This is a genomic window from Janibacter sp. FSL W8-0316 (assembly GCF_038004165.1).
Classification (GTDB): domain Bacteria; phylum Actinomycetota; class Actinomycetes; order Actinomycetales; family Dermatophilaceae; genus Janibacter; species Janibacter indicus.
This window is the reverse complement of the sequence record NZ_JBBOQX010000001.1, coordinates 845,886-864,976: the sequence shown is the minus strand read 5'-3', so window position 1 is coordinate 864,976 and position 19,091 is coordinate 845,886. Positions and strand designations below refer to the sequence as shown.

The window sequence follows — 19,091 nt, the reverse complement described above, 5'->3', positions numbered from 1 at the left end:
GCGATGACCCAGCAGGGCAGGGGAGTGGTGCTCCTCGCCGCCTCGTCCGCGAGCGCGGTGGAGTGGGTACGTCGTGGTGTCGTGCCGTGCCACGTGCTCGAGCACAGCGCGTGGTCGATCGTCGTGCCGGCGACGCGGGCGAGCGTCACCGCGGCCCCCTACGACGACGCCCTCACGCTTCTCGCCTCGCGGCACGTGGGCCCTCGGCTGACCCCCGCGATCGGCCTGTTCGCCATGGACGACACGGCTGTGGTCACCGCCCGGGCCGGCCGCAGCCCTGCCCGGTGGGCCCTGCGTGCGGCCGACCGTGAGATCGTGCGCGGTCCCCGGTTGCCCGCGCTCACCCCCGAGGACCTGCACCGCACCCTCGCCGGCAATCCCGGCGCGCGGGAGGTGCCGATCCGTGAGGTCCGTGCCCTCTGGGGCCGGACCGACCTGACCCACCTGGAGTGGCTCGTCGAGGTGGTCACGGTGCTCGGGCTCCCCGGTGGGCGGGCACTCGACGGCAGCGACGGGGCCCTGGGGCCGGTCATCTCGCCCGACGAGAGCGCCGTGCGCGCCTTCGAGTCCGTCGTCAAGGATGTGCACCAATGAGCACCAGCCCCCACGTCGTCGTCCTCGACCATGGTTCCGGCAACGTCCACTCCGCCGTCCGGGCGCTCGCCCACGTCGGAGCCCGCGTCGAGCTGACCGCCGACCGCGAGGCGGTGCTCGCCGCTGACGGGCTGCTCGTGCCCGGGGTGGGCAACTTCCACGCCTGCATGGCCGGTCTGCGCGCGGTCGACGGTCCGTCGCTCGTCGACACCCGGCTCGCCGGTGGTCGTCCCGTGCTCGGCGTCTGCGTCGGCATGCAGGTGATGTTCGACGGGTCCGACGAGCCGGCCGGTGCCCAGCCACCGCAGCAGGGACTGCAGCAGTGGCCCGGGACCGTCGCCCGTCTCGACGCGCCCGTCGTGCCGCACATGGGCTGGTCGACCCTCGAGGTGCCCACCGGCACACGGCTCTTCGCCGGTGTCGAGGACGAGCGTTTCTACTTCGTGCACTCCTACGGGGTGCCCACCTGGGACATGCCCCGACCTGACGGTGCGCTCTCGGCCGCAGCGCCCCTGGTCACGTGGAGCGAGCACGGGTCCCCCTTCGTCGCCGCCGTCGAGAACGGCGCCTTGTCCGCCACGCAGTTCCACCCCGAAAAATCCGGGGACGCCGGGCTGCACCTCCTGAAGAACTGGGTGATGTCACTGTGACCACGACCGAGAGCCCCCGCCTGGAGCTCCTGCCCGCCGTCGACGTGCGCGAAGGGCGGGCCGTGCAGCTGCAGCAGGGCGTGGCCGGGTCGGGCTGGGACTTCGGCGACCCGCTGCAGGCCGCCCGGGCCTGGCAGGAGCAGGGCGCCGAGTGGATCCACCTGGTCGACCTCGACGCCGCCTTCGGCACCGGGAGCAACCGTGACCTGCTCGCGGGCATCGTCGGCGGTCTCGACATCAAGGTCGAGCTGAGCGGCGGGATCCGCGACGAGGAGTCGCTGACCGCAGCCCTCGACTCCGGCTGCGCGCGGGTCAACCTCGGCACGGCCGCACTCGAGAACCCGGAGTGGACCGCGCAGGCCATCGCCGAGCACGGCGACCGCATCGCCGTCGGTCTCGACGTGCGGGGCACGACCCTCGCCGCCCGCGGGTGGACCCAGGAGGGCGGTGACCTCTGGGAGACGCTCGCCCGACTCGACCGCGAGGGGTGTGCGCGCTACGTCGTCACCGACGTCGCCAAGGACGGCATGCTCGCCGGTCCCAACCTCCAGCTCCTGAAGGACGTGTGCGCCGCGACCGACGCCGCGGTCGTCGCCAGCGGTGGCGTGACGACCCGCGACGACGTCATCGCCCTGCGCGGGCTCGTCGCCGAGGGCGTCGAGGGCGCGATCATCGGCTCCGCGCTCTACAAGGGCACGGTCACCCTGGCCGAGGCACTCGACGCTGCGGGGCGGCCGTGACCACCGGCGACTCCGCCGGCATCCCGTGGCAGGGCCGAGAGCTGCCCACCGGCGGCTTCGGCGGGGACACGGGCGAGGCCGACCCGGCCCTGCTGCGCGCCCTGACGACAGGGGGCGAGGCCGAGGTCGTCGACCGGCTGGCGGGCGCCCGGCTGCTCGTGCCGGTCAAGGCCGTCGCCGGCGAGACCGCCGAGGGCGAGCACGGGGTCGTGGCCGACAAGGAGGCCGACATGGCGGTCGTGCTGCTCGAGCACCCCGACGGGCGCACGGCGCTCCCGGTCTTCTCCTCCATGGCCGATCTCGCGGCCTTCGACGGGTCCGTGCGGCCGGTGCCCGTCGAGGCCGCCCGGGCTGCCCAGGCGGCCGTGAGCGAGCAGGCCGACCTCATGGTCCTCGACTGCGCGAGCGAGCACGCCTTCGAGGTGCGGTCCTCCCTGGTCTGGGCCCTGGCCCAGCAGCGGGCCTGGCTGCCCGCCCACGAGGACCCCTTCGTCGCCGAGTCGGTGGCGCGGGTCGTCGCCACCCGTGAGGAGATCACCGAGCACGTGCTGGGGGCCGGCGTCCCCGACGGTCAGGGGGTCCTGCAGATCACGCTCACCCTCGTGCCGGGGCTCGGCGAGGAGCAGGTGCGCTCGCTCGTCACCGGTGTGGCCGAGCAGCTGGCCACCGACGGTGAGCTGCGCGCGCGGGTCGACGGGCTGTCCTTCGCGGTCGTCTGAGTCGGCGGCGATTTCGACTCTGCGGGATCCGCTGGTAGAGTTGTGCCACGACCGGTCACCGTCCTCGCGGCGGTGACGCAAGAGGAGCCTCGCTTCCACCCGCGTCGACCACAGGTTCGCATGGACCACTCGGTTGCCGGGTCACAGGTCTCGACGCGGTCCCGACCGCGGGAGTGGCACCGTCACTCCCTTCGTCCGGGTGTGGTGTCGTGCTCTGGTGAGGCTCCTCGCATCGGCGAGGAGCCTTTCTTCGTCGGTGGCGGGAGTGACACACCGAGCTAAGGAGCAGCACATCAGCGAGCCTCGCATCAATGACCGTATCCGCGTCCCGGAGGTGCGGTTGGTCGGCCCCAACGGGGAGCAGGTCGGCATCGTCCGCGTGGAGGACGCCCTTCGTCTCGCCGCAGAGGCGGACCTCGACCTCGTCGAGGTCGCTCCGATGGCCAAGCCCCCCGTCGCCAAGCTCATGGACTTCGGCAAGTACAAGTACGAAGCCGCCATGAAGGCGCGTGAAGCGCGCAAGAACCAGGTCAACACGGTCATCAAGGAGATCAAGCTCCGACCGAAGATCGACAGCCACGACTACGGCACGAAGAAGGGCCACGTCGAGCGCTTCCTGGGTGCCGGCGACAAGGTCAAGGTGACGATCATGTTCCGTGGCCGCGAGCAGTCCCGCCCCGAGCTGGGCTTCCGACTGCTGCAGCGTCTCGCGGAGGACGTCGTGGAGCTCGGCACCGTCGAGTCGGCCCCCAAGCAGGACGGCCGCAACATGGTCATGGTGCTCGCCCCGACGAGGAAGAAGTCCGAGGCCCGCGCCGAGGCGCGACGCAAGAAGGACGAGCAGAAGGCGGCCACCGCGGCCGCTGCCGCCCCGGCGGAGTCGGCCGAGACGACCGAGGCCGAGACCACCGAGGCCCCGGCCGAGTCCTGAGCCGGCCCCAGACCAGCACAGCAACGAGAAGGAGATCGGCGCCATGCCGAAGAACAAGACGCACTCCGGTGCGAAGAAGCGCTTCCGGGTCACCGGCTCGGGCAAGATCATGCGCGAGCGCGCCAACCACGTCCACAAGTTCCACGAGAAGACCCCGCAGCACGCGCGTCGTCTCGCCAACGACGTCCTGGTTTCCAAGGCCGACGAGAAGAAGATCAAGAAGCTGCTCGGTCGCTGACCTGAGCCTCTTGTCCCCACACATCTAAGGAGTCATCACGTGGCACGCGTGAAGCGGGCGGTCAACGCCCACAAGAAGCGCCGGGTCGTCCTCGAGCGCGCCAGCGGCTACCGGGGCCAGCGGTCCCGCCTGTACCGCAAGGCCAAGGAGCAGGTCACCCACAGCGCGGTCTACAGCTACCGTGACCGTCGCGCCAAGAAGGGCGACTTCCGTCGCCTGTGGATCCAGCGCATCAACGCCGGCGCCCGCGCCAACGGCATGACCTACAACCGCTTCATCCAGGGTCTGCGCGCCGCGGAGATCGAGGTCGACCGTCGCATGCTCGCCGAGCTCGCCGTCAACGACGAGGCCGCCTTCGCCGCGCTCGTCGAGATCGCCAAGGCCAACGTGCCGGCGACCACCGACGCCAAGGTCGAGGCCTGAGCGACCGCACCGGACGCCGGGAGCGCCCACCGCTGACCAACCCCGCCTCGGAGCGGGTGCGGTCGGTGCGCGGGCTCTCCCGGCGTTCTGCGCGTCGACGCACCGGCCGTGTCCTCGTCGAGGGACCCCAGGGGGTGCGTGAGGCGGTGCGCTTCACGCCGGAGAGGGTCGTCGACCTCTACGCGACGGCCGAGGCCGCCGAGCGCTACGCCGAGTTCGTCGAGCCGGCCCGTGAGCGCGGGATCTTCGTCCACGAGGTCACCGACGAGGTCCTCGACGCGATGTGCGATGCCGACACCCCGCAGGGGACGGTCGCCGTCGTCGACTGGTCACCCAGTTCGCTGGAGTGCGTCCTCGCCGGCGACCCGCGGCTGCTCGTCCTGCTCACCCATGTCCGCGACCCCGGCAACCTCGGCACGGTGATCCGTGGTGCCGATGCGGCCGGGGCCGACGCCGTGCTCGTCAGCGACGCGTCCGTGGACGTCACCTCGCCCAAGGTGGTGCGCTCCACGGCCGGCTCGCTCTTCCACCTGCCGGTGGTCACCGGTCTGGCGATCGAACCGACCCTGGCGACCCTCGGGGAGGGCGGGGTGCGGCGTCTGGCCGCCGACGGCGGGGGAGCGGGGACGATCGACGACACCGACCTCGCCGGCCCCCACGTGTGGGTCATGGGCAACGAGGCCTGGGGTCTGGAGGAGGCGACCCTCGCCGCCTGCGACGAGGCCGTGCGGGTGCCGATCCACGGGCACGCCGAGTCGCTCAACCTCGCGATGGCGACGACGATCTGCCTCTATGCCTCGGCGCGCCAGCAGCGAGCCTGACACGACGAAGGGCGCCGCCCCCGGTGCGGGGAGCGGCGCCCTTCGTCGTGGTGGGACCGGTCAGGCGTCCGCGCCGGCGCGGGCGTGGGTCTCCTGGCCGCGCAGGATCTCGCCCGGGTCGCTCGGCGCCTCGTCGGCCGCCTGCTTGCCCGCGGCGATGCGCTGGCCGATCTCGGCATCGATGTTCTTCCAGTACTGCAGGGCCTGACCGAGGACCGGCTCCTGCACCCCGGCGAGCGCCCCGACGACCGTCTCGACGAGCCGGTCGCGCTGGGCGTCGTCGAAGACCTCGCGCACGAGGGTGCCGGCCTGCCCGAAGTCGTCGTCCTCGGCGTGCAGCTCGTAGGCCGAGCGGACGATCTCGCCGTCGGCCTCCCACCCGTCGTCGACCGGGCCCTGGGTGTCGGCGTGAGGCCGACCGAAGCTGTTGGGTTGGTAGACGGGGGCGGCACCGGAGTGCTCGTAGCGCATCGGGCCGTCGAAGGAGAAGTGGTTCTCTGCGGCGACCGCCGGCCGGTTGACCGGCAGCTGGTGGAAGTTCGGACCGATCCGGGCGCGGTGGGCGTCGGCGTAGGCGAAGACCCGGCCGAGCAGCATCTTGTCCGGGGAGAAGCCGATGCCCGGCACGGTGTTGCTCGGGGCGAAGGCCGCCTGGTCGATCTGCGCGAAGAAGTTGACCGGGTTCTCGTCGAGGGTCATCGTGCCGACCTCGATGAGCGGGTAGTCCTCGTGCGACCAGGTCTTCGTCAGGTCGAAGGGGTTGAAGCGGTAGGTCTTGGCGTCCTCGTAGGGCATGACCTGCACCGACAGCTTCCACTGCGGGTGCTCGCCGCGGGCGATGGCGTCGAAGAGGTCACGCCGGTGGAACTCCGCGTCCTCGCCGGCGAGACGACCGGCCGCGTCGTTGGTCAGGCCCTCGACGCCCTGCTGGGTGTGGAAGTGGTACTTGACCCAGAACTTCTCGCCCGAGGCGTTGACCCACATGTAGGTGTGGCTGCCGTAGCCGTTCATGTGCCGCCACGAGCGGGGCAGACCGCGGTCGCCCATGAGGTAGGTGACCTGGTGCGCCGACTCGGGGTTGTTGGTCCAGAAGTCCCACTGCATCGTGTTGTCGCGCAGGCCGGAGTCGGGCAGGCGCTTCTGGCTGCGGATGAAGTGGGGGAACTTCAGCGGGTCGCGCAGGAAGAAGATCGGCGTGTTGTTGCCGACGAGGTCGAAGTTGCCCTCGCTCGTGTAGAAGCGCAGCGCGAAGCCGCGCACATCGCGCCAGGTGTCGGGGGAGCCGAGCTCACCGGCGACGGTGGAAAATCGGGCGAGCATCCGCGTCGTCGTGCCCTGCTGGAAGAGCGCCGCCTTGGTGTACTGCGAGACGTCAGCGGTCGTCTCGAAGTGCCCGAAGGCACCGGAGCCCTTGGCGTGCGGCTTGCGCTCGGGGATGTTCTCCCGGTTGAAGTGGGCGAGCGTGTCGACCAGGTGGGTGTCGTGGAGCAGCAGCGGTCCGTTGCTGCCGACGGACAGGCTGTTGCGATCGCTCACGGCGGGGGCGCCGTTGACCTGCGTCGACTGTCCCGACACGTCGAGCGTGCCGTTGGCGTCCGAGCGCGGGGCGGGGGTGGAGGGGGTGGATGACATCTGCTGCTCCTCTTTCTCTGCGGGGTGGGGAGTAGTGCGGGTCAGGGTGCGGCGGTCTGCGCGCAGCCGGGGCAGATGCCCCAGTAGATGACCTCGGCCTCGTCGATGGCGAAGCCGTGGTCGTCGGCGGCGTCGAGGCACGGGGCCTTGCCCGGGGCGCACTCGACGTCGACCATCGTGCCGCAGGTGCGGCACACGAGGTGGTGGTGGTTGTCGCCGAGCTCGAGCTCGTAGCGGGCGGGGTGCCCGGCGGGCTCGAACTTGCGGACCATGCCCTGTGCGGCGAGGGCGCCGAGGATGTCGTAGACGGCCTGGGTGCTCACCGAGCCCAGCCGCTCGCGGGTGGCGCGGGTGATCGTGTCGACGTCGGCGTGGGGGTGCGCGGACAACTCCCGCAGCACCGCCACCCGGGGGGCGGTGACGCGCAGGGAGTGCTCGCGCAGGAGGCCTGCCGCCACGTCGGTGTCGATCATCGTGCTCATCGCTTCCAGAGTCCCACCAGAACTTGAACGAGTCAAAAAAAGGGGCGCGGCTAGGGTGCCGTGCCATGACGTGGTGGCGGACCCTGCGGCAGTGGATCAGGTGGCGGCGACGCGGACCGGGCGAGGTCGAGGCCGGTGCGGTCATCCCCTTCGTCCCCGGCGGCACGGAGGTGCCCCAGGGGCTGGCCCACGACGCTGAGCGCGACGAGTGGCTCTACACCTTCTACGACGCCCGCAACCCCCGGGACGGCCTCCTCGTCATCGCCGATGCGAAGGGGGAGACCACGGCCCGCGTCGAGCTCACCGGACTCGACCACTACGGGGGTGTGACCGTCCTCGGCGACCGGACCTACGTCAGTGGTCGGGGGCGGCTGCAGGTCCACGAGACGGCCCGGCTGCGCGAGGGCATCGCCGACCCGGTGCTCACGGTCAAGGTCAAGGCCAGCTCGACCGTCACCGCCCACGACGGCGAGCTGTGGGTCACCCAGTTCGTCGTCGACGGACCGGGGCGCACCTACCGCTACGTCCTCGACGACGAGGGACGTCCGCAGTGGAGCGGTGAGGAGCTCGTCGTCCCGCCGCGCACCCAGGGGATGGCCTTCGACGAGGATCGGGCCGTGTGGTTCTCGCGCAGCTGGGGGCGCACCGCGCCGTCGACCCTCACCCGGGTGGACGCGGGGGACTTCCGCCGGGACGGAGGATGGACACCCCTGACCGGACGCAACACCCTGCTGCCGCCCATGGCCGAGGGCTCGGTCGTCGTCGACGGGCGGCTGCACCAGCTCTACGAGTCCGGTGCCACCGCCTACTCGCGCCACCAGCGCGGACCCGAGCCGGTGATGAACCTCGTCCTCGGCCGGCTGCACCCGCGCGACCGGCTGACCGTGCACGATCTGGACTGACGAGGGCCCGTAGACTCGGGCCTCGTGTCAGGACCCAACACCAACTACGACCCGGTCGAGGTCGCCGCGCTCGACCCGCAGGTGATCGACGAGGCCGTTCAGGCCGCGCTCGACGCCGCCGCGGCCGCCACGACCCTCGACGAGCTCAAGCGGATCCGCGGGGCGCACCAGGGCGACAAGAGCCCGCTCGCCCTCGCCAACCGCGAGATCGGTGCGCTGCCGCCGAGCGCCAAGGCCGAGGCCGGCAAGCGCGTCGGCCAGGCCCGAGGCCGCGTCGCTCAGGCCTTCTCGGCCCGGCAGGCCGAGCTCGAGGCCGAGCGCGACGAGCGGATCCTCGTCGAGGAGACCCTCGACCTGACCGTGCCCAGCCCGCACCAGCGCCTCGGGGCGCGGCACCCGATCAGCCTCGTGACCGAGCGGGTCGAGGACATCTTCGTCGGCATGGGCTGGGAGATCGCCGAGGGGCCGGAGATCGAGTCCGAGTGGCTGACCTTCGACGCGCTCAACATCGGGCCCGACCACCCGGCCCGCGGCGAGCAGGACACCTTCTTCGTCGAGCCGGCCGACGCCGGCGTCGTGCTGCGCACGCACACCTCGCCGGTGCAGATCCGCACGATGCTCGACCGCGAGCCGCCGATCTACGTGCTGTGCCCGGGCAAGGTCTTCCGCACCGACGACCTCGACGCGACCCACACTCCGGTCTTCCACCAGTTCGAGGGTCTCGTCGTCGACAAGGGCATCACGATGGCCCACCTGCGCGGGGCGCTCGACGCCTTCGTCCAGGGGCTCTTCGGCGAGGGCATCGTCACGCGGCTGCGGCCCAACTACTTCCCCTTCACCGAGCCGAGCGCCGAGATCGACTGCCAGTGCTGGGTCTGCCGTGGTGCCGACTCCTCCTGCCGCACCTGCGGCGGCACCGGCTGGATCGAGCTCGGCGGCTCCGGCATGGTCAACCGTCGCGTGCTCGCGGCCGCGGGCGTCGACCCGGACGAGTACACCGGCTTCGCCTTCGGCCTGGGCATCGAGCGCTCGCTCATGCTGCGCCACGGCGTCGCCGACATGCGCGACATCATCGAGGGAGACGTCCGCTTCTCGGCGGCGTTCGGGATGGAGATCTGATGCGGGCACCGATCGAGTGGCTCCGTGAGCTGACCGAGGTCGATCCGCAGGCGAAGGGGGCGGACGTCGCCGCCACCCTCGTGCGGGTGGGTCTCGAGGAGGAGGACATCCTCGGTGGCGAGGTCACCGGCCCGCTCGTCGTGGGCAAGGTCCTCGAGCGCACGCCCGAGGAGCAGAAGAACGGCAAGACGATCAACTGGTGCCAGGTCGACGTGGGTGCCGCCAACGGCACCGGCGAGCCGCAGGGCATCGTGTGCGGCGCGCACAACTTCGACGTGGGTGACCTCGTCGCGGTGATCCTGCCCGGCGGTGTGCTGCCGGGGAACTTCGAGATCTCCGCGCGCAAGACGTACGGGCACGTGAGCGCCGGCATGATCTGCTCCGCGCTCGAGCTGGGCCTCGGCGAGGACCACGACGGCATCATCGTGCTCACCGAGTACCTCGCCGACCGCCCGGAGGTGCTGGCGGCCCTCACCCCCGGTGACGACCTCATCCCCGTGCTCGGCCTCGACGCCGAGACGGTCGAGGTCAACGTCACGCCCGACCGCGGGTACTGCTTGTCCATGCGCGGCATCGCGCGGGAGTACGCGCTGTCCGAGGGCACCCCCTTCGCCGACCCCGCGGACATCGTCGTCGCGCCGGCCACCGGGCCCGGGCACGAGGTGCGGCTCGTCGACGAGGCGCCGGTCGACGGTGTGCCGGGCTGTGACCGCTTCGTCGCCCGCGTCGTGCGCGGGATCGACGCGTCGGCACCCTCACCCACGTGGATGCGCCGCCGCCTGACCGAGGTCGGCATGCGGCCGATCTCGCTGGCCGTCGATGTCACCAACTACGTGATGATGCTGCTCGGTCAGCCGCTGCACGCCTACGACCTGGCCAAGCTCGGGGGAGCCATCGAGGTGCGTCGCGCCCGGGCGGGAGAGACCCTCATGACCCTCGACGACGTCGAGCGCACCCTCGACCCCGCTGACCTGCTCATCACCGACGGCGGCACGACACCGCTCGCCATCGCCGGCGTCATGGGTGGCGCGACGAGCGAGGTCGACGAGACGACGACCGATGTGCTCGTCGAGGCGGCGCACTTCGACTCCGTCACCGTGGCCCGCTCCTCGCGTCGGCACCGGCTGACGACCGAGGCGTCCAAGCGCTTCGAACGGGGTGTCGACCCTGCCGTGACGGCTGCGGCCGCCCAGCTGGCCGTCGACCTGCTCGTCGAGCACGGCGGCGGTACGGCCGATGACGCGGCGACCGACATCGGGTCCGTCGCCGAGCCCGCGGCCATCCCCTTCGACCCCGCGCTGCCGAGCCGTTACATCGGGCTCGACTACCCGCGCGATGAGGTCGTCGAGACCCTCACCAGGATCGGGTGCACCGTGGTGGACTCAGGGGAGTCCCTCCTCGTCACGCCGCCCACCTGGCGCCCCGACCTCGGTGACGGCCCGGACCTCGTCGAGGAGGTCGCGCGGGTGCGTGGCTACGACCAGATCCCGTCCGTCGTGCCCCGGGCCACGGCCGGGCGTGGTCTGACCCACGGCCAGCGGGCGCGGCGCACGGTCGCCCGCACGCTCGCGGCCACCGGTCTGGTCGAGGTGCTCTCCTACCCCTTCACCTCGAGCGAGCGCCACGATGCCTTCGGCTACAGCGCGGACGACCCGCGACGCACGACGGTGCGGCTGGCCAACCCGCTGCAGGACGAGGCGCCGATCATGCGCACCTCGATCCTCGACACGCTCCTCGACACCCTGCGGCGCAATGTCTCCCGGGGTCACCGCGACGTCGGGCTCTACGAGATCGGCCTCGTGACGGCGGGCGGGATCACCCCCCTCCCGCTGCCGCCCGGTGGGGTGCTGCCCGCCGCGCCGACCCTCCAGCAGATCACCGACGGCGTGCCCCCGCAGCCGCGGCACGTGGCCATCGCCGCGGCCGGGGCGGCGCTGGCCGCCGGACCCCACGGGCCCGCGCGGTCCGTCGACCCGACCGACGTCGTCGGGTGGGTGCGGGCGATCGGTGACTCCATCGGCGTCGAGCTGGGCGTCGAGGCCGCGCAGCGGGAGCCCTTCCACCCGGGGCGCTGCGTCGCGGTCTCCGTGCCCGGTGGCGCGGTCGTCGGCCACGCGGGTGAGCTGCACCCCAAGGTCTGCTCGCGCCTGGAGCTGCCCGAGCGCACCGTCGCGGCCGAGGTCGACCTCGACGCGATCGTCGCTGCCTCCGGTGAGCCGGTCAAGCCCGCCCAGCTGTCCACCCAGCCGGTCGCCAACACCGACGTCGCGCTCGTCGTCGACGAGGGCGTGCCCGCCGCGGTCGTCGCCGCTGCGCTGCGCTCGGGTGCGGGTGACGACCTCGAGTCGCTGACGCTCTTCGACGTCTACCGGGGTGACCAGGTGGGCGAGGGGCGCAAGTCGCTCGCCTACCGCCTGACCTTCCGCTCCGGTCGCACGCTCACGACCGACGAGGTCAGTGCGCTGCGCGACCGGGCAGTGGCCTCGGCGGCTTCGGCGACGGGGGCCCAGCAGCGCTGACCCCGGCGAGCCTTGTGGCACGCGTTTGCATGAAACCATGCGTCTGCGTATGGTCATGCAGGTGATCACCGCAGCCATTGCCGGAGCCAGCGGCTACGCAGGAGCCGAGATCGCTCGGCTCCTGCTCGGCCACCCAGACGTCGAGAGCGGCGCACTCACCGCCTCGGGCAATGCCGGGGTCCGCTTCGGTGACCTCGCGCCGCACCTGCAGCCGCTCGCCGACCGGGTCCTCGAGCCGACGTCCGCCGACACGCTCGCCGGCCACGACGTGGTCTTCCTCGCCCTGCCGCACGGGCACTCCGCGGCGATCGCCGAGCAGCTGCCTGACGACGTGACGGTCGTCGACTGCGGGGCCGACTTCCGGCTCGACGACGAGCAGGACTGGACGGACTACTACGACACCCCCTTCGCCGGGACCTGGCCCTACGGGCTCCCCGAGCTCGTGCGGGCCGACGGCACCAAGCACCGTGACGACCTCGCCGGCGCGCGGCGGATCGCCGTCCCGGGGTGCTACCCGACGGCCGCCAGCCTCGCCCTCGCACCCGGCCTGGCCGCGGGCGTCGTCGAGCCCGGCGACGTGGTCGTCGTCGCCGCCTCCGGCACCTCCGGCGCCGGCCGCTCGACCAAGCCGCACCTCATCGGGTCCGAGGTCATGGGCGCGATGAGCCCCTACGGCGTCGGTGGGGTCCACCGGCACACGCCGGAGATCGAGCGCAACCTCTCCCGGGCCGCCGGGCAGGACGCGACGGTCTCCTTCACGCCGACCCTCGCGCCGATGCCGCGGGGCATCCTGGCCACCGTCACGGCCCGCGCCGCTGCCGGCGCCACAGTGGCGACCGTCCGCGCCGCGTGGGAGGGGGCCTACGCCGACGAGCCCTTCGTCCACCTGCTGCCCGAGGGGCAGTGGCCGCACACGGGCAGCGTCGTCGGCTCCAACCTCGTCCACGTCCAGGTCGTCCTCGACGAGCGGAGTGGCCGGGTCGTCGCGATCGCGGCCGAGGACAACCTGACGAAGGGGACGGCCGGCGCCGCCGTGCAGTCCATGAACCTCGCCCTGGGTCTCCCCGAGACCACCGGGCTGCCGACGACGGGAGTGGCACCGTGAGCACGACGACCCCTGCAGGATTCCGCGCCGCCGGCGTCACCGCCGGCCTCAAGGCGAGCGGCCGACCCGATGTGGCCCTCGTCGTCAACGACGGCCCCGACCGGCACGCGGCGGCGGTCTTCACCACCAACCGGGTCGAGGCTGCCCCGGTCACCTGGTCACGCCAGTCCCTCGTCGACGGTCGTGCCGACGCAGTGGTGCTCAACTCCGGCGGTGCCAACGCGTGCACCGGGGCGCAGGGCTTCCAGGACACGCACGCCACCGCCGAGCACACGGCCGAGGCGCTCGGCGTCTCGGCCGGCGACGTCGTCGTCTGCAGCACCGGCCTCATCGGTGAGCTGCTGCCGATGGCCAAGCTCACCGCGGGCGTCACCGCTGCCGCCGGCTCCCTCACCGCCGAGGGGGGAGCCGCCGCGGCCGAGGCGATCATGACGACCGACACCGTGCCCAAGACCGCTGCGGCCACCCGCGACGGGTGGAGCGTGGGTGGCATGGCCAAGGGGGCCGGGATGCTCGCCCCCGCCCTGGCCACGATGCTCGTCGTCGTCACCACCGACGCGGTGACGAGTGCGGCCGACCTCGACGCGGCCCTGCGCGAGGCGACCCGCACGACCTTCGACCGGATCGACTCCGACGGGTGCATGTCGACCAACGACACCGTCCTCGCCATGGCCTCCGGCGCGTCCGGGACCACCGTCTCCCGCGAGGAGCTCACGGAGGCGGTGCGCGAGGTCTGCGCCGACCTGGCCCGCCAGCTCATCGGTGACGCCGAGGGCGCCCACCACGACATCGAGATCGTCGTGCAGCGGGCCGCGAGCGAGGCCGACGGCCTCGAGGTCGCCCGCAGCATCGCCCGCAACAACCTCTTCAAGTGCGCGATCTTCGGCAAGGACCCCAACTGGGGCCGCGTGCTGGCTGCGGTCGGCACGACCTCGGCCGTCTTCGAGCCCGCACGGCTCGACGTGTCGATCAACGGCGTGCAGGTCTGCCGTGCCGGCGGGGTCGGTGAGGACCGCACGCTCGTCGACCTCGAGGCCCGCGAGGTGCGCGTCGAGGTCGACCTGCACGCCGGTGACGACGAGGTGACGGTCTGGACCAACGACCTGACCCACGACTACGTCCACGAGAACTCCGCCTACTCCACGTGAACGGAATGACAGGCATGCCTGCTGAATCCACCCTTCGCGGTGCCATCGACGCGGCCGCACTGCGGGTCGCCCAGACCAAGGCGAGCACCCTCGTCGAGGCCCTGCCCTGGCTCGAGCGCTTCCGCGGGGCACTCGTCGTCATCAAGTACGGCGGCAATGCCATGACCGACGACGCGCTCAAGGCGGCCTTCGCCGAGGACATCGTCTTCCTGCGCTATGCCGGCTTGCGCCCGGTCGTCGTCCACGGCGGCGGCCCGCAGATCCAGGCGATGCTCGACCGACTCGGACTCCAGAGCGAGTTCAAGGGCGGCCTGCGGGTGACGACCCCCGAGGTCATGGAGGTCGTGCGCATGGTCCTCACCGGCCAGGTCGGCCGCGAGCTCGTGGGCCTGCTCAACCAGCACGGCCCGGTGGCCGTCGGCCTGTCCGGCGAGGACGCGAGTCTCTTCGGCGGCCGCCGCAAGGCCGTCGTCGTGGACGGTGAGCCGGTCGACATCGGCCTCGTCGGCGACGTCGAGTCCGTGGAACCGGCGGCCGTCCTCGACATCCTCGACGCCGGTCGGATCCCGGTCGTCTCGACGATCGCACCCGACCTCGACGTCGACGGTCAGGTGCTCAACGTCAACGCCGACACCGCCGCCGCAGCACTGGCCGTCGCCCTGCGGGCACACAAGCTCGTCGTCCTCACCGACGTCGACGGGGTCTACGCCGACTGGCCCGACCGCGACTCGCTGCTGTCGCACCTCACCGCCTCGGGCGCGCGCGACCTGCTCGCCACGGTCGACTCCGGGATGATCCCCAAGCTCGAGGCCTGCATCCGGGCCGTCGAGCACGGCGTGCCCCAGGCGCACGTCGTCGACGGCCGCCAGCCGCACTCGATGCTCCTCGAGCTCTTCACCAACGAAGGCTTCGGCACGATGATCCTGCCGGACCCCGACGACACCGACGACGAAGGGGAGGGCAGCCCCTCATGAGCACCCCCAGCGAGCAGCACCAGGCTCTGCTCGAGCGCTATCGCGCCAGCCACATCGGGGTCTTCGGCCTCCCCGGCCTCGTCCTCGCCCGCGGTGAGGGCGCCTACGTGTGGGACGTCGACGGCACCCGCTACCTCGACCTCCTCGGGGGCATCGCCGTCAACGCGCTCGGTCACGGTCACCCCGAGCTCGTCGCGGCGATCTCCAAGCAGGCCGGTGAGCTCGTCCACGTGAGCAACTTCTTCACGACCCCCGCGCAGATCGAGGCGGCCGAGGCGCTGCTGCGCGTCGCGCAGGCGCCCCAGGGGTCGGGCGTCTTCTTCTGCAACAGCGGCTCCGAGGCCGTCGAGACGGCGATCAAGCTCTCCCGGCGCACCGGCCGCACAGGCATCGTCGCCGTCGGCGGCGCCTTCCACGGCCGGACCACCGGAGCGGTGAGCCTGACCCACAAGGAGGCCTACCGGGCCCCCTTCGAGCCCCTCCTGCCCGGCGTCACGCACATCGCGCCCGGCGACGTCGAGGCCCTGCGCGCGGCCGTCGGCCCCGACACCGCGATGGTCCTCCTCGAGCCGATCCAGGGCGAGGCCGGCGTGGTGACGCCGCCGCAGGGCTACCTCGCCGCAGCCCGCGAGATCACCCGTGAGGCCGGCACCCTCCTCGTCCTCGACGAGATCCAGACCGGCGTCGGGCGCACCGGGGCGTGGTTCGCCCACCAGCTCGACGGCGTCGTGCCCGATGCGATCACCGTCGCCAAGGGCCTCGGTGGGGGAGTGCCGATCGGTGCCCTGGTGACCTTCGGGCCCGAGAACACCGGGCTGCTCACGGCCGGCCAGCACGGCTCGACCTTCGGCGGCAACCCGCTCGCGTGCAGCGCTGCCCTCGCCGTGCTGTCGACCATCGAGTCCGAGGGCCTGATGGAGCACGCGGTCACTGCCGGCGAGCTGCTCGTCGACCGCGTCGCGGCGCTGGAGCACCCGCTGGTCGCCGGGGTGCGCGGGGCGGGGTTGCTCCGCGCCATCGCGCTGACCGAGCCGATCGCCCCTGCGGCGGCGCTCGTGGCTCGCCGTCACGGGTTCATCATCAACCCGGTCGCGCCCGACGCGCTGCGTCTCGCGCCGCCGCTCACCATCACCACCGACCAGCTCACGAGCTTCGTCGACGCCCTGCCCGGGATCCTCGACGAGGCCGCCAAGGAGTCCGCATGACCGTCCGTCACCTGCTCGCCGACGACGACCTCACGGCCGAGGAGCAGTCCGCGGTTCTCGACCTCGCGGCCGCCCTCAAGGCCGACCGGCACGCCGAGCAGCCGCTCGCCGGGCCCCGGTCGGTCGCGATCATCTTCGACAAGCCGACCCTGCGGACCCAGCTGTCCTTCACCACGGGTGTCGCCGAGCTCGGCGGCTACCCGATGGTCGTCGACGGCAACCTCGCCCAGATCGGCACCCGCGAGTCGATCGCCGACGTCGCCCGGGTCGTGGGGCGCCAGGTGAGCGCCATCGTCTGGCGCACGCACGGTCAGGACCGGCTGCAGGAGATGGCCGACCACGTCGACGTGCCGGTGGTCAACGCGCTCACCGACGACTACCACCCCTGCCAGCTGCTCGCCGACCTGCTGACGATCCGCGAGCACAAGGGCAGCACCGCCGGACGCGCCATCGCCTACGTCGGCGACGGGGCCAACAACATGGCGCACTCCTACCTGCTTGCCTGCGCCCTCGCCGGCATGCACGTGCGCATCGGCACCCCGGCGAGCCACCAGCCCTCGGCCGACGTCCTGGCCAGGGCCGAGCGCATCGCCGGCGAGCAGGGCGGCTCGATCCTCGTCACCGACGACCCCACGGCCGCGGTGGCGGGCGCCGACGTCGTCGCCACCGACACCTGGGTGTCGATGGGCATGGAGAGCGAGAAGGGCGACCGTACCGGACAGACCTCGCCCTTCGCCCCCTTCGCCGTGACGATGCAGCTGCTCGACCACGCCGCCGCGGATGCGATCGTCCTGCACTGCCTGCCCGCCTACCGAGGGCTGGAGATCGCTGCCGACGTCATCGACGGCCCGCAGTCGGTCGTCTGGGACGAGGCCGAAAACCGGCTGCACGCGCAGAAGGCCCTGCTCACCTTCCTGCTGCGCGCCTCGTCATGATCCCCGCGACCCGACCGGGCCGGCAGGCACGGATCATCGAGCTCCTGCGGGAGCACGCCGTGCGCAGCCAGCCGGAGCTGCTCGAGCTGCTCGCTGCCGACGGCATCGAGATCACCCAGGCGACGCTGTCCCGGGACCTGCTCGAGCTGCGCGCCGAAAAGGTGCGGGTGGGCCGCGACCTCGTCTACGCCATCCCCGGCGAAGGGGGCGACCGCACCCCGCGCGCGGCCGTCGACCCGGCGGAGTACGACGACCGGTTGCGCCGGCTGAGCGAGGAGCTCCTCGTCACGGCCAGGGCGAGCGCCCAGCTCGTCGTCGTGCGCACACCCCCCGGTGCCGCCAACTACCTCGCCTCGGCGATCGACCACGCACGTCTCACGGGAGTGCTGGGGACGATCGCGGGGGATGACACGATCATGATCATCACCGGCGGCCCTGACGAGGGTGCCGCCGTCACCGCACAGCTGCTGGGCCTGGCCCAGACCACCGACAGCCAGGAGGCACCGTGACCCAGGACGAGACCGCGACGACCGCCGAGCGGGTGAGCCTGTGGGGCGGCCGCTTCGCCGGGGGACCGAGCGATGCTCTCGCCGCCCTGAGCAAGTCGACGCACTTCGACTGGCGACTGGCCCCCTACGACATCGCGGGGTCGAGGGCCCATGCGCGCGTCCTCCACGGCGCAGGCCTGCTCGACGACGCGACGCTCGGGGCGATGCTCGACGCGCTGCGCCGGCTTGCCGACGACGTGGCGAGCGGGGCCTTCGAGCCCGCGCTCGACGACGAGGACGTGCACACCGCCCTCGAGCGCGGGCTCATCGAGCGCGCCGGTACCGACGTCGGTGGCCGGCTGCGCGCTGGGCGCTCGCGCAACGACCAGGTGGCCACCCTCTTCCGGATGTACCTGCGCGACCACGCCCGGGTCGTCTCCGGCCTCGTCCTCGACGTCGTGCGGGCGCTCGTGGACCAGGCCCGCGACAACATCGACGTGGCGATGCCGGGGCGCACCCACCTGCAGCACGCCCAGCCGGTCCTGCTCAGCCACCACCTGCTCGCGCACGCGTGGCCGCTGCTGCGCGACGTGCAGCGCTTCGTCGACTGGGACGAGCGCACCTCGTTCAGCCCCTACGGGTCCGGTGCGCTCGCCGGCTCGTCCCTCGGTCTGGACCCCGAAGCGGTCGCGGCGGACCTGGGCTTCGCCGGGGCGACCGCCAACTCGATCGACGGCACGGCCTCGCGCGACTTCGTCGCGGAGTTCTGCTTCGTCGCGGCGATGGCGGCGGTCGACATCTCGCGGCTGGCCGAGGAGGTCATCCTCTGGGCGACCAAGGAGTTCTCCTTCGTCACCCTCGACGACGCCTTCTCCACCGGGTCGAGCATCATGCCGCAGAAGAAGAACCCTGATGTGGCCGAGCTGGCCCGGGGCAAGGCCGGTCGTCTCGTCGGTGACCTCGCCGGCCTCATGACCACCCTCAAGGCGCTGCCGCTGGCCTACAACCGCGACCTCCAGGAGGACAAGGAGCCGGTCTTCGATGCCGTCGACACCCTCGAGGTCCTGCTGCCCGCCTTCGCCGGGATGATGGCGACGATGACCTACCACGGAGAGCGGATGGCCGCCCTTGCGCCGCAGGGCTTCTCGCTCGCCACCGACATCGCCGAGTGGCTCGTGCGCCAGGGCGTGCCCTTCCGAGTCGCCCACGAGGTCGCCGGGGCGTGCGTGCGGGTCTGCGAGGAGCGTGACATCGAGCTGTGGGACCTCACCGACGAGGACCTCGCCGGGATCAGTGAGCACCTGACGCCGGGGGTCCGCGAGGTCCTGTCGGTGGAGGGCTCGCTCGCCTCCCGCGACGCCAAGGGCGGCACCGCCCCCGCCCGGGTCCGCGAGCAGCTCGCCGACGCCACGGCCCTGCTCGAGGAGCTGTCCGCGTTCGCCACGAGCCGGATCGAAGCTCGCTGA

General features: G+C 72.2%; 20 protein-coding genes. 18 read left to right on the top strand and 2 right to left on the bottom strand.

Going from position 1 to position 19,091, the window contains the following annotated elements:
* Nucleotides 1-3: 3 nt before the first annotated feature.
* From NYE39_RS04185 to NYE39_RS04150, 8 genes are all read left to right on the top strand, one after another.
* Nucleotides 4-594: a hypothetical protein gene (locus NYE39_RS04185; RefSeq protein ID WP_143445524.1), complete on the top strand. Its 591-nt coding sequence runs from the start codon at nt 4-6 to the stop codon at nt 592-594.
* Complete coding sequence (hisH, locus tag NYE39_RS04180) at nt 591-1,244, top strand: imidazole glycerol phosphate synthase subunit HisH (protein WP_341011916.1); 654 nt, start codon at nt 591-593, stop codon at nt 1,242-1,244. Before NYE39_RS04185 ends, hisH begins: the two co-directional genes overlap by 4 nt.
* Nucleotides 1,241-1,984 (top strand): bifunctional 1-(5-phosphoribosyl)-5-((5-phosphoribosylamino)methylideneamino)imidazole-4-carboxamide isomerase/phosphoribosylanthranilate isomerase PriA, encoded by a 744-nt coding sequence (gene priA, locus NYE39_RS04175; RefSeq protein ID WP_072624816.1) that lies wholly within the window; start codon nt 1,241-1,243, stop codon nt 1,982-1,984. Before hisH ends, priA begins: the two co-directional genes overlap by 4 nt.
* A complete protein-coding gene (locus NYE39_RS04170) occupies nt 1,981-2,703 on the top strand; it encodes an SseB family protein (protein WP_072624815.1) in 723 nt (240 codons plus the stop codon). Before priA ends, NYE39_RS04170 begins: the two co-directional genes overlap by 4 nt.
* A gap of 292 nt (nt 2,704-2,995) precedes the next feature.
* Entirely contained in the window at nt 2,996-3,634 is a 639-nt protein-coding gene (infC, locus tag NYE39_RS04165) for a translation initiation factor IF-3 (protein WP_083546307.1), read from the top strand.
* A gap of 43 nt (nt 3,635-3,677) precedes the next feature.
* The gene (gene rpmI / locus NYE39_RS04160) at nt 3,678-3,872 is read left to right on the top strand and encodes a 50S ribosomal protein L35 (RefSeq protein ID WP_007925928.1); all 195 of its coding nucleotides are present in this window, start codon (nt 3,678-3,680) and stop codon (nt 3,870-3,872) included.
* 39 nt (nt 3,873-3,911) lie between these two features.
* Nucleotides 3,912-4,295 carry a 50S ribosomal protein L20 gene (gene rplT / locus NYE39_RS04155; RefSeq protein WP_072624813.1) on the top strand — a complete coding sequence of 128 codons (384 nt, stop codon included), beginning with the start codon at nt 3,912-3,914 and terminating at the stop codon, nt 4,293-4,295.
* A gap of 56 nt (nt 4,296-4,351) precedes the next feature.
* Nucleotides 4,352-5,116, top strand: a complete 765-nt coding sequence (locus tag NYE39_RS04150; RefSeq protein WP_341011915.1) for a TrmH family RNA methyltransferase — start codon at nt 4,352-4,354, stop codon at nt 5,114-5,116.
* Between the two features lie 60 nt (nt 5,117-5,176).
* Here NYE39_RS04150 and NYE39_RS04145 read toward each other — a convergent pair whose 3' ends face one another.
* On the bottom strand, nt 5,177-6,748 hold the full coding sequence (locus NYE39_RS04145) for a catalase (RefSeq protein ID WP_072624812.1): 1,572 nt from the start codon (nt 6,746-6,748) through the stop codon (nt 5,177-5,179).
* Nucleotides 6,749-6,789: 41 nt separating this feature from the next.
* Nucleotides 6,790-7,230: a Fur family transcriptional regulator gene (locus tag NYE39_RS04140; RefSeq protein WP_185220348.1), complete on the bottom strand. Its 441-nt coding sequence runs from the start codon at nt 7,228-7,230 to the stop codon at nt 6,790-6,792.
* A 65-nt stretch (nt 7,231-7,295) separates the two neighbouring features.
* On the opposite strand from NYE39_RS04140, the gene NYE39_RS04135 reads away from it, so the two are divergent.
* From NYE39_RS04135 to argH, 10 genes are read left to right on the top strand one after another with little or no spacing between them, the layout of a single operon-like run.
* Nucleotides 7,296-8,132, top strand: a complete 837-nt coding sequence (locus tag NYE39_RS04135) for a hypothetical protein (protein ID WP_341011914.1) — start codon at nt 7,296-7,298, stop codon at nt 8,130-8,132.
* 24 nt (nt 8,133-8,156) lie between these two features.
* Nucleotides 8,157-9,251 (top strand): phenylalanine--tRNA ligase subunit alpha, encoded by a 1,095-nt coding sequence (gene pheS / locus NYE39_RS04130; RefSeq protein WP_341011913.1) that lies wholly within the window; start codon nt 8,157-8,159, stop codon nt 9,249-9,251.
* Nucleotides 9,251-11,770 carry a phenylalanine--tRNA ligase subunit beta gene (gene pheT, locus NYE39_RS04125; RefSeq protein ID WP_341011912.1) on the top strand — a complete coding sequence of 840 codons (2,520 nt, stop codon included), beginning with the start codon at nt 9,251-9,253 and terminating at the stop codon, nt 11,768-11,770. Before pheS ends, pheT begins: the two co-directional genes overlap by 1 nt.
* A gap of 37 nt (nt 11,771-11,807) precedes the next feature.
* A complete protein-coding gene (argC, locus tag NYE39_RS04120; RefSeq protein WP_226282553.1) occupies nt 11,808-12,875 on the top strand; it encodes an N-acetyl-gamma-glutamyl-phosphate reductase in 1,068 nt (355 codons plus the stop codon).
* Nucleotides 12,872-14,023 carry a bifunctional glutamate N-acetyltransferase/amino-acid acetyltransferase ArgJ gene (gene argJ / locus NYE39_RS04115; protein ID WP_341011911.1) on the top strand — a complete coding sequence of 384 codons (1,152 nt, stop codon included), beginning with the start codon at nt 12,872-12,874 and terminating at the stop codon, nt 14,021-14,023. The genes argC and argJ overlap by 4 nt, the downstream gene beginning before the upstream one ends.
* Before the next feature lie 14 nt (nt 14,024-14,037).
* Nucleotides 14,038-14,997 (top strand): acetylglutamate kinase, encoded by a 960-nt coding sequence (argB, locus tag NYE39_RS04110; RefSeq protein ID WP_072624807.1) that lies wholly within the window; start codon nt 14,038-14,040, stop codon nt 14,995-14,997.
* Complete coding sequence (locus NYE39_RS04105) at nt 14,994-16,202, top strand: acetylornithine transaminase (RefSeq protein WP_341011910.1); 1,209 nt, start codon at nt 14,994-14,996, stop codon at nt 16,200-16,202. Before argB ends, NYE39_RS04105 begins: the two co-directional genes overlap by 4 nt.
* Entirely contained in the window at nt 16,199-17,137 is a 939-nt protein-coding gene (gene argF, locus NYE39_RS04100) for an ornithine carbamoyltransferase (RefSeq protein WP_341011909.1), read from the top strand. The genes NYE39_RS04105 and argF overlap by 4 nt, the downstream gene beginning before the upstream one ends.
* Nucleotides 17,134-17,646, top strand: a complete 513-nt coding sequence (locus NYE39_RS04095) for a hypothetical protein (protein WP_072624804.1) — start codon at nt 17,134-17,136, stop codon at nt 17,644-17,646. Before argF ends, NYE39_RS04095 begins: the two co-directional genes overlap by 4 nt.
* Nucleotides 17,643-19,091 (top strand): argininosuccinate lyase, encoded by a 1,449-nt coding sequence (argH, locus tag NYE39_RS04090; protein ID WP_341011908.1) that lies wholly within the window; start codon nt 17,643-17,645, stop codon nt 19,089-19,091. Before NYE39_RS04095 ends, argH begins: the two co-directional genes overlap by 4 nt.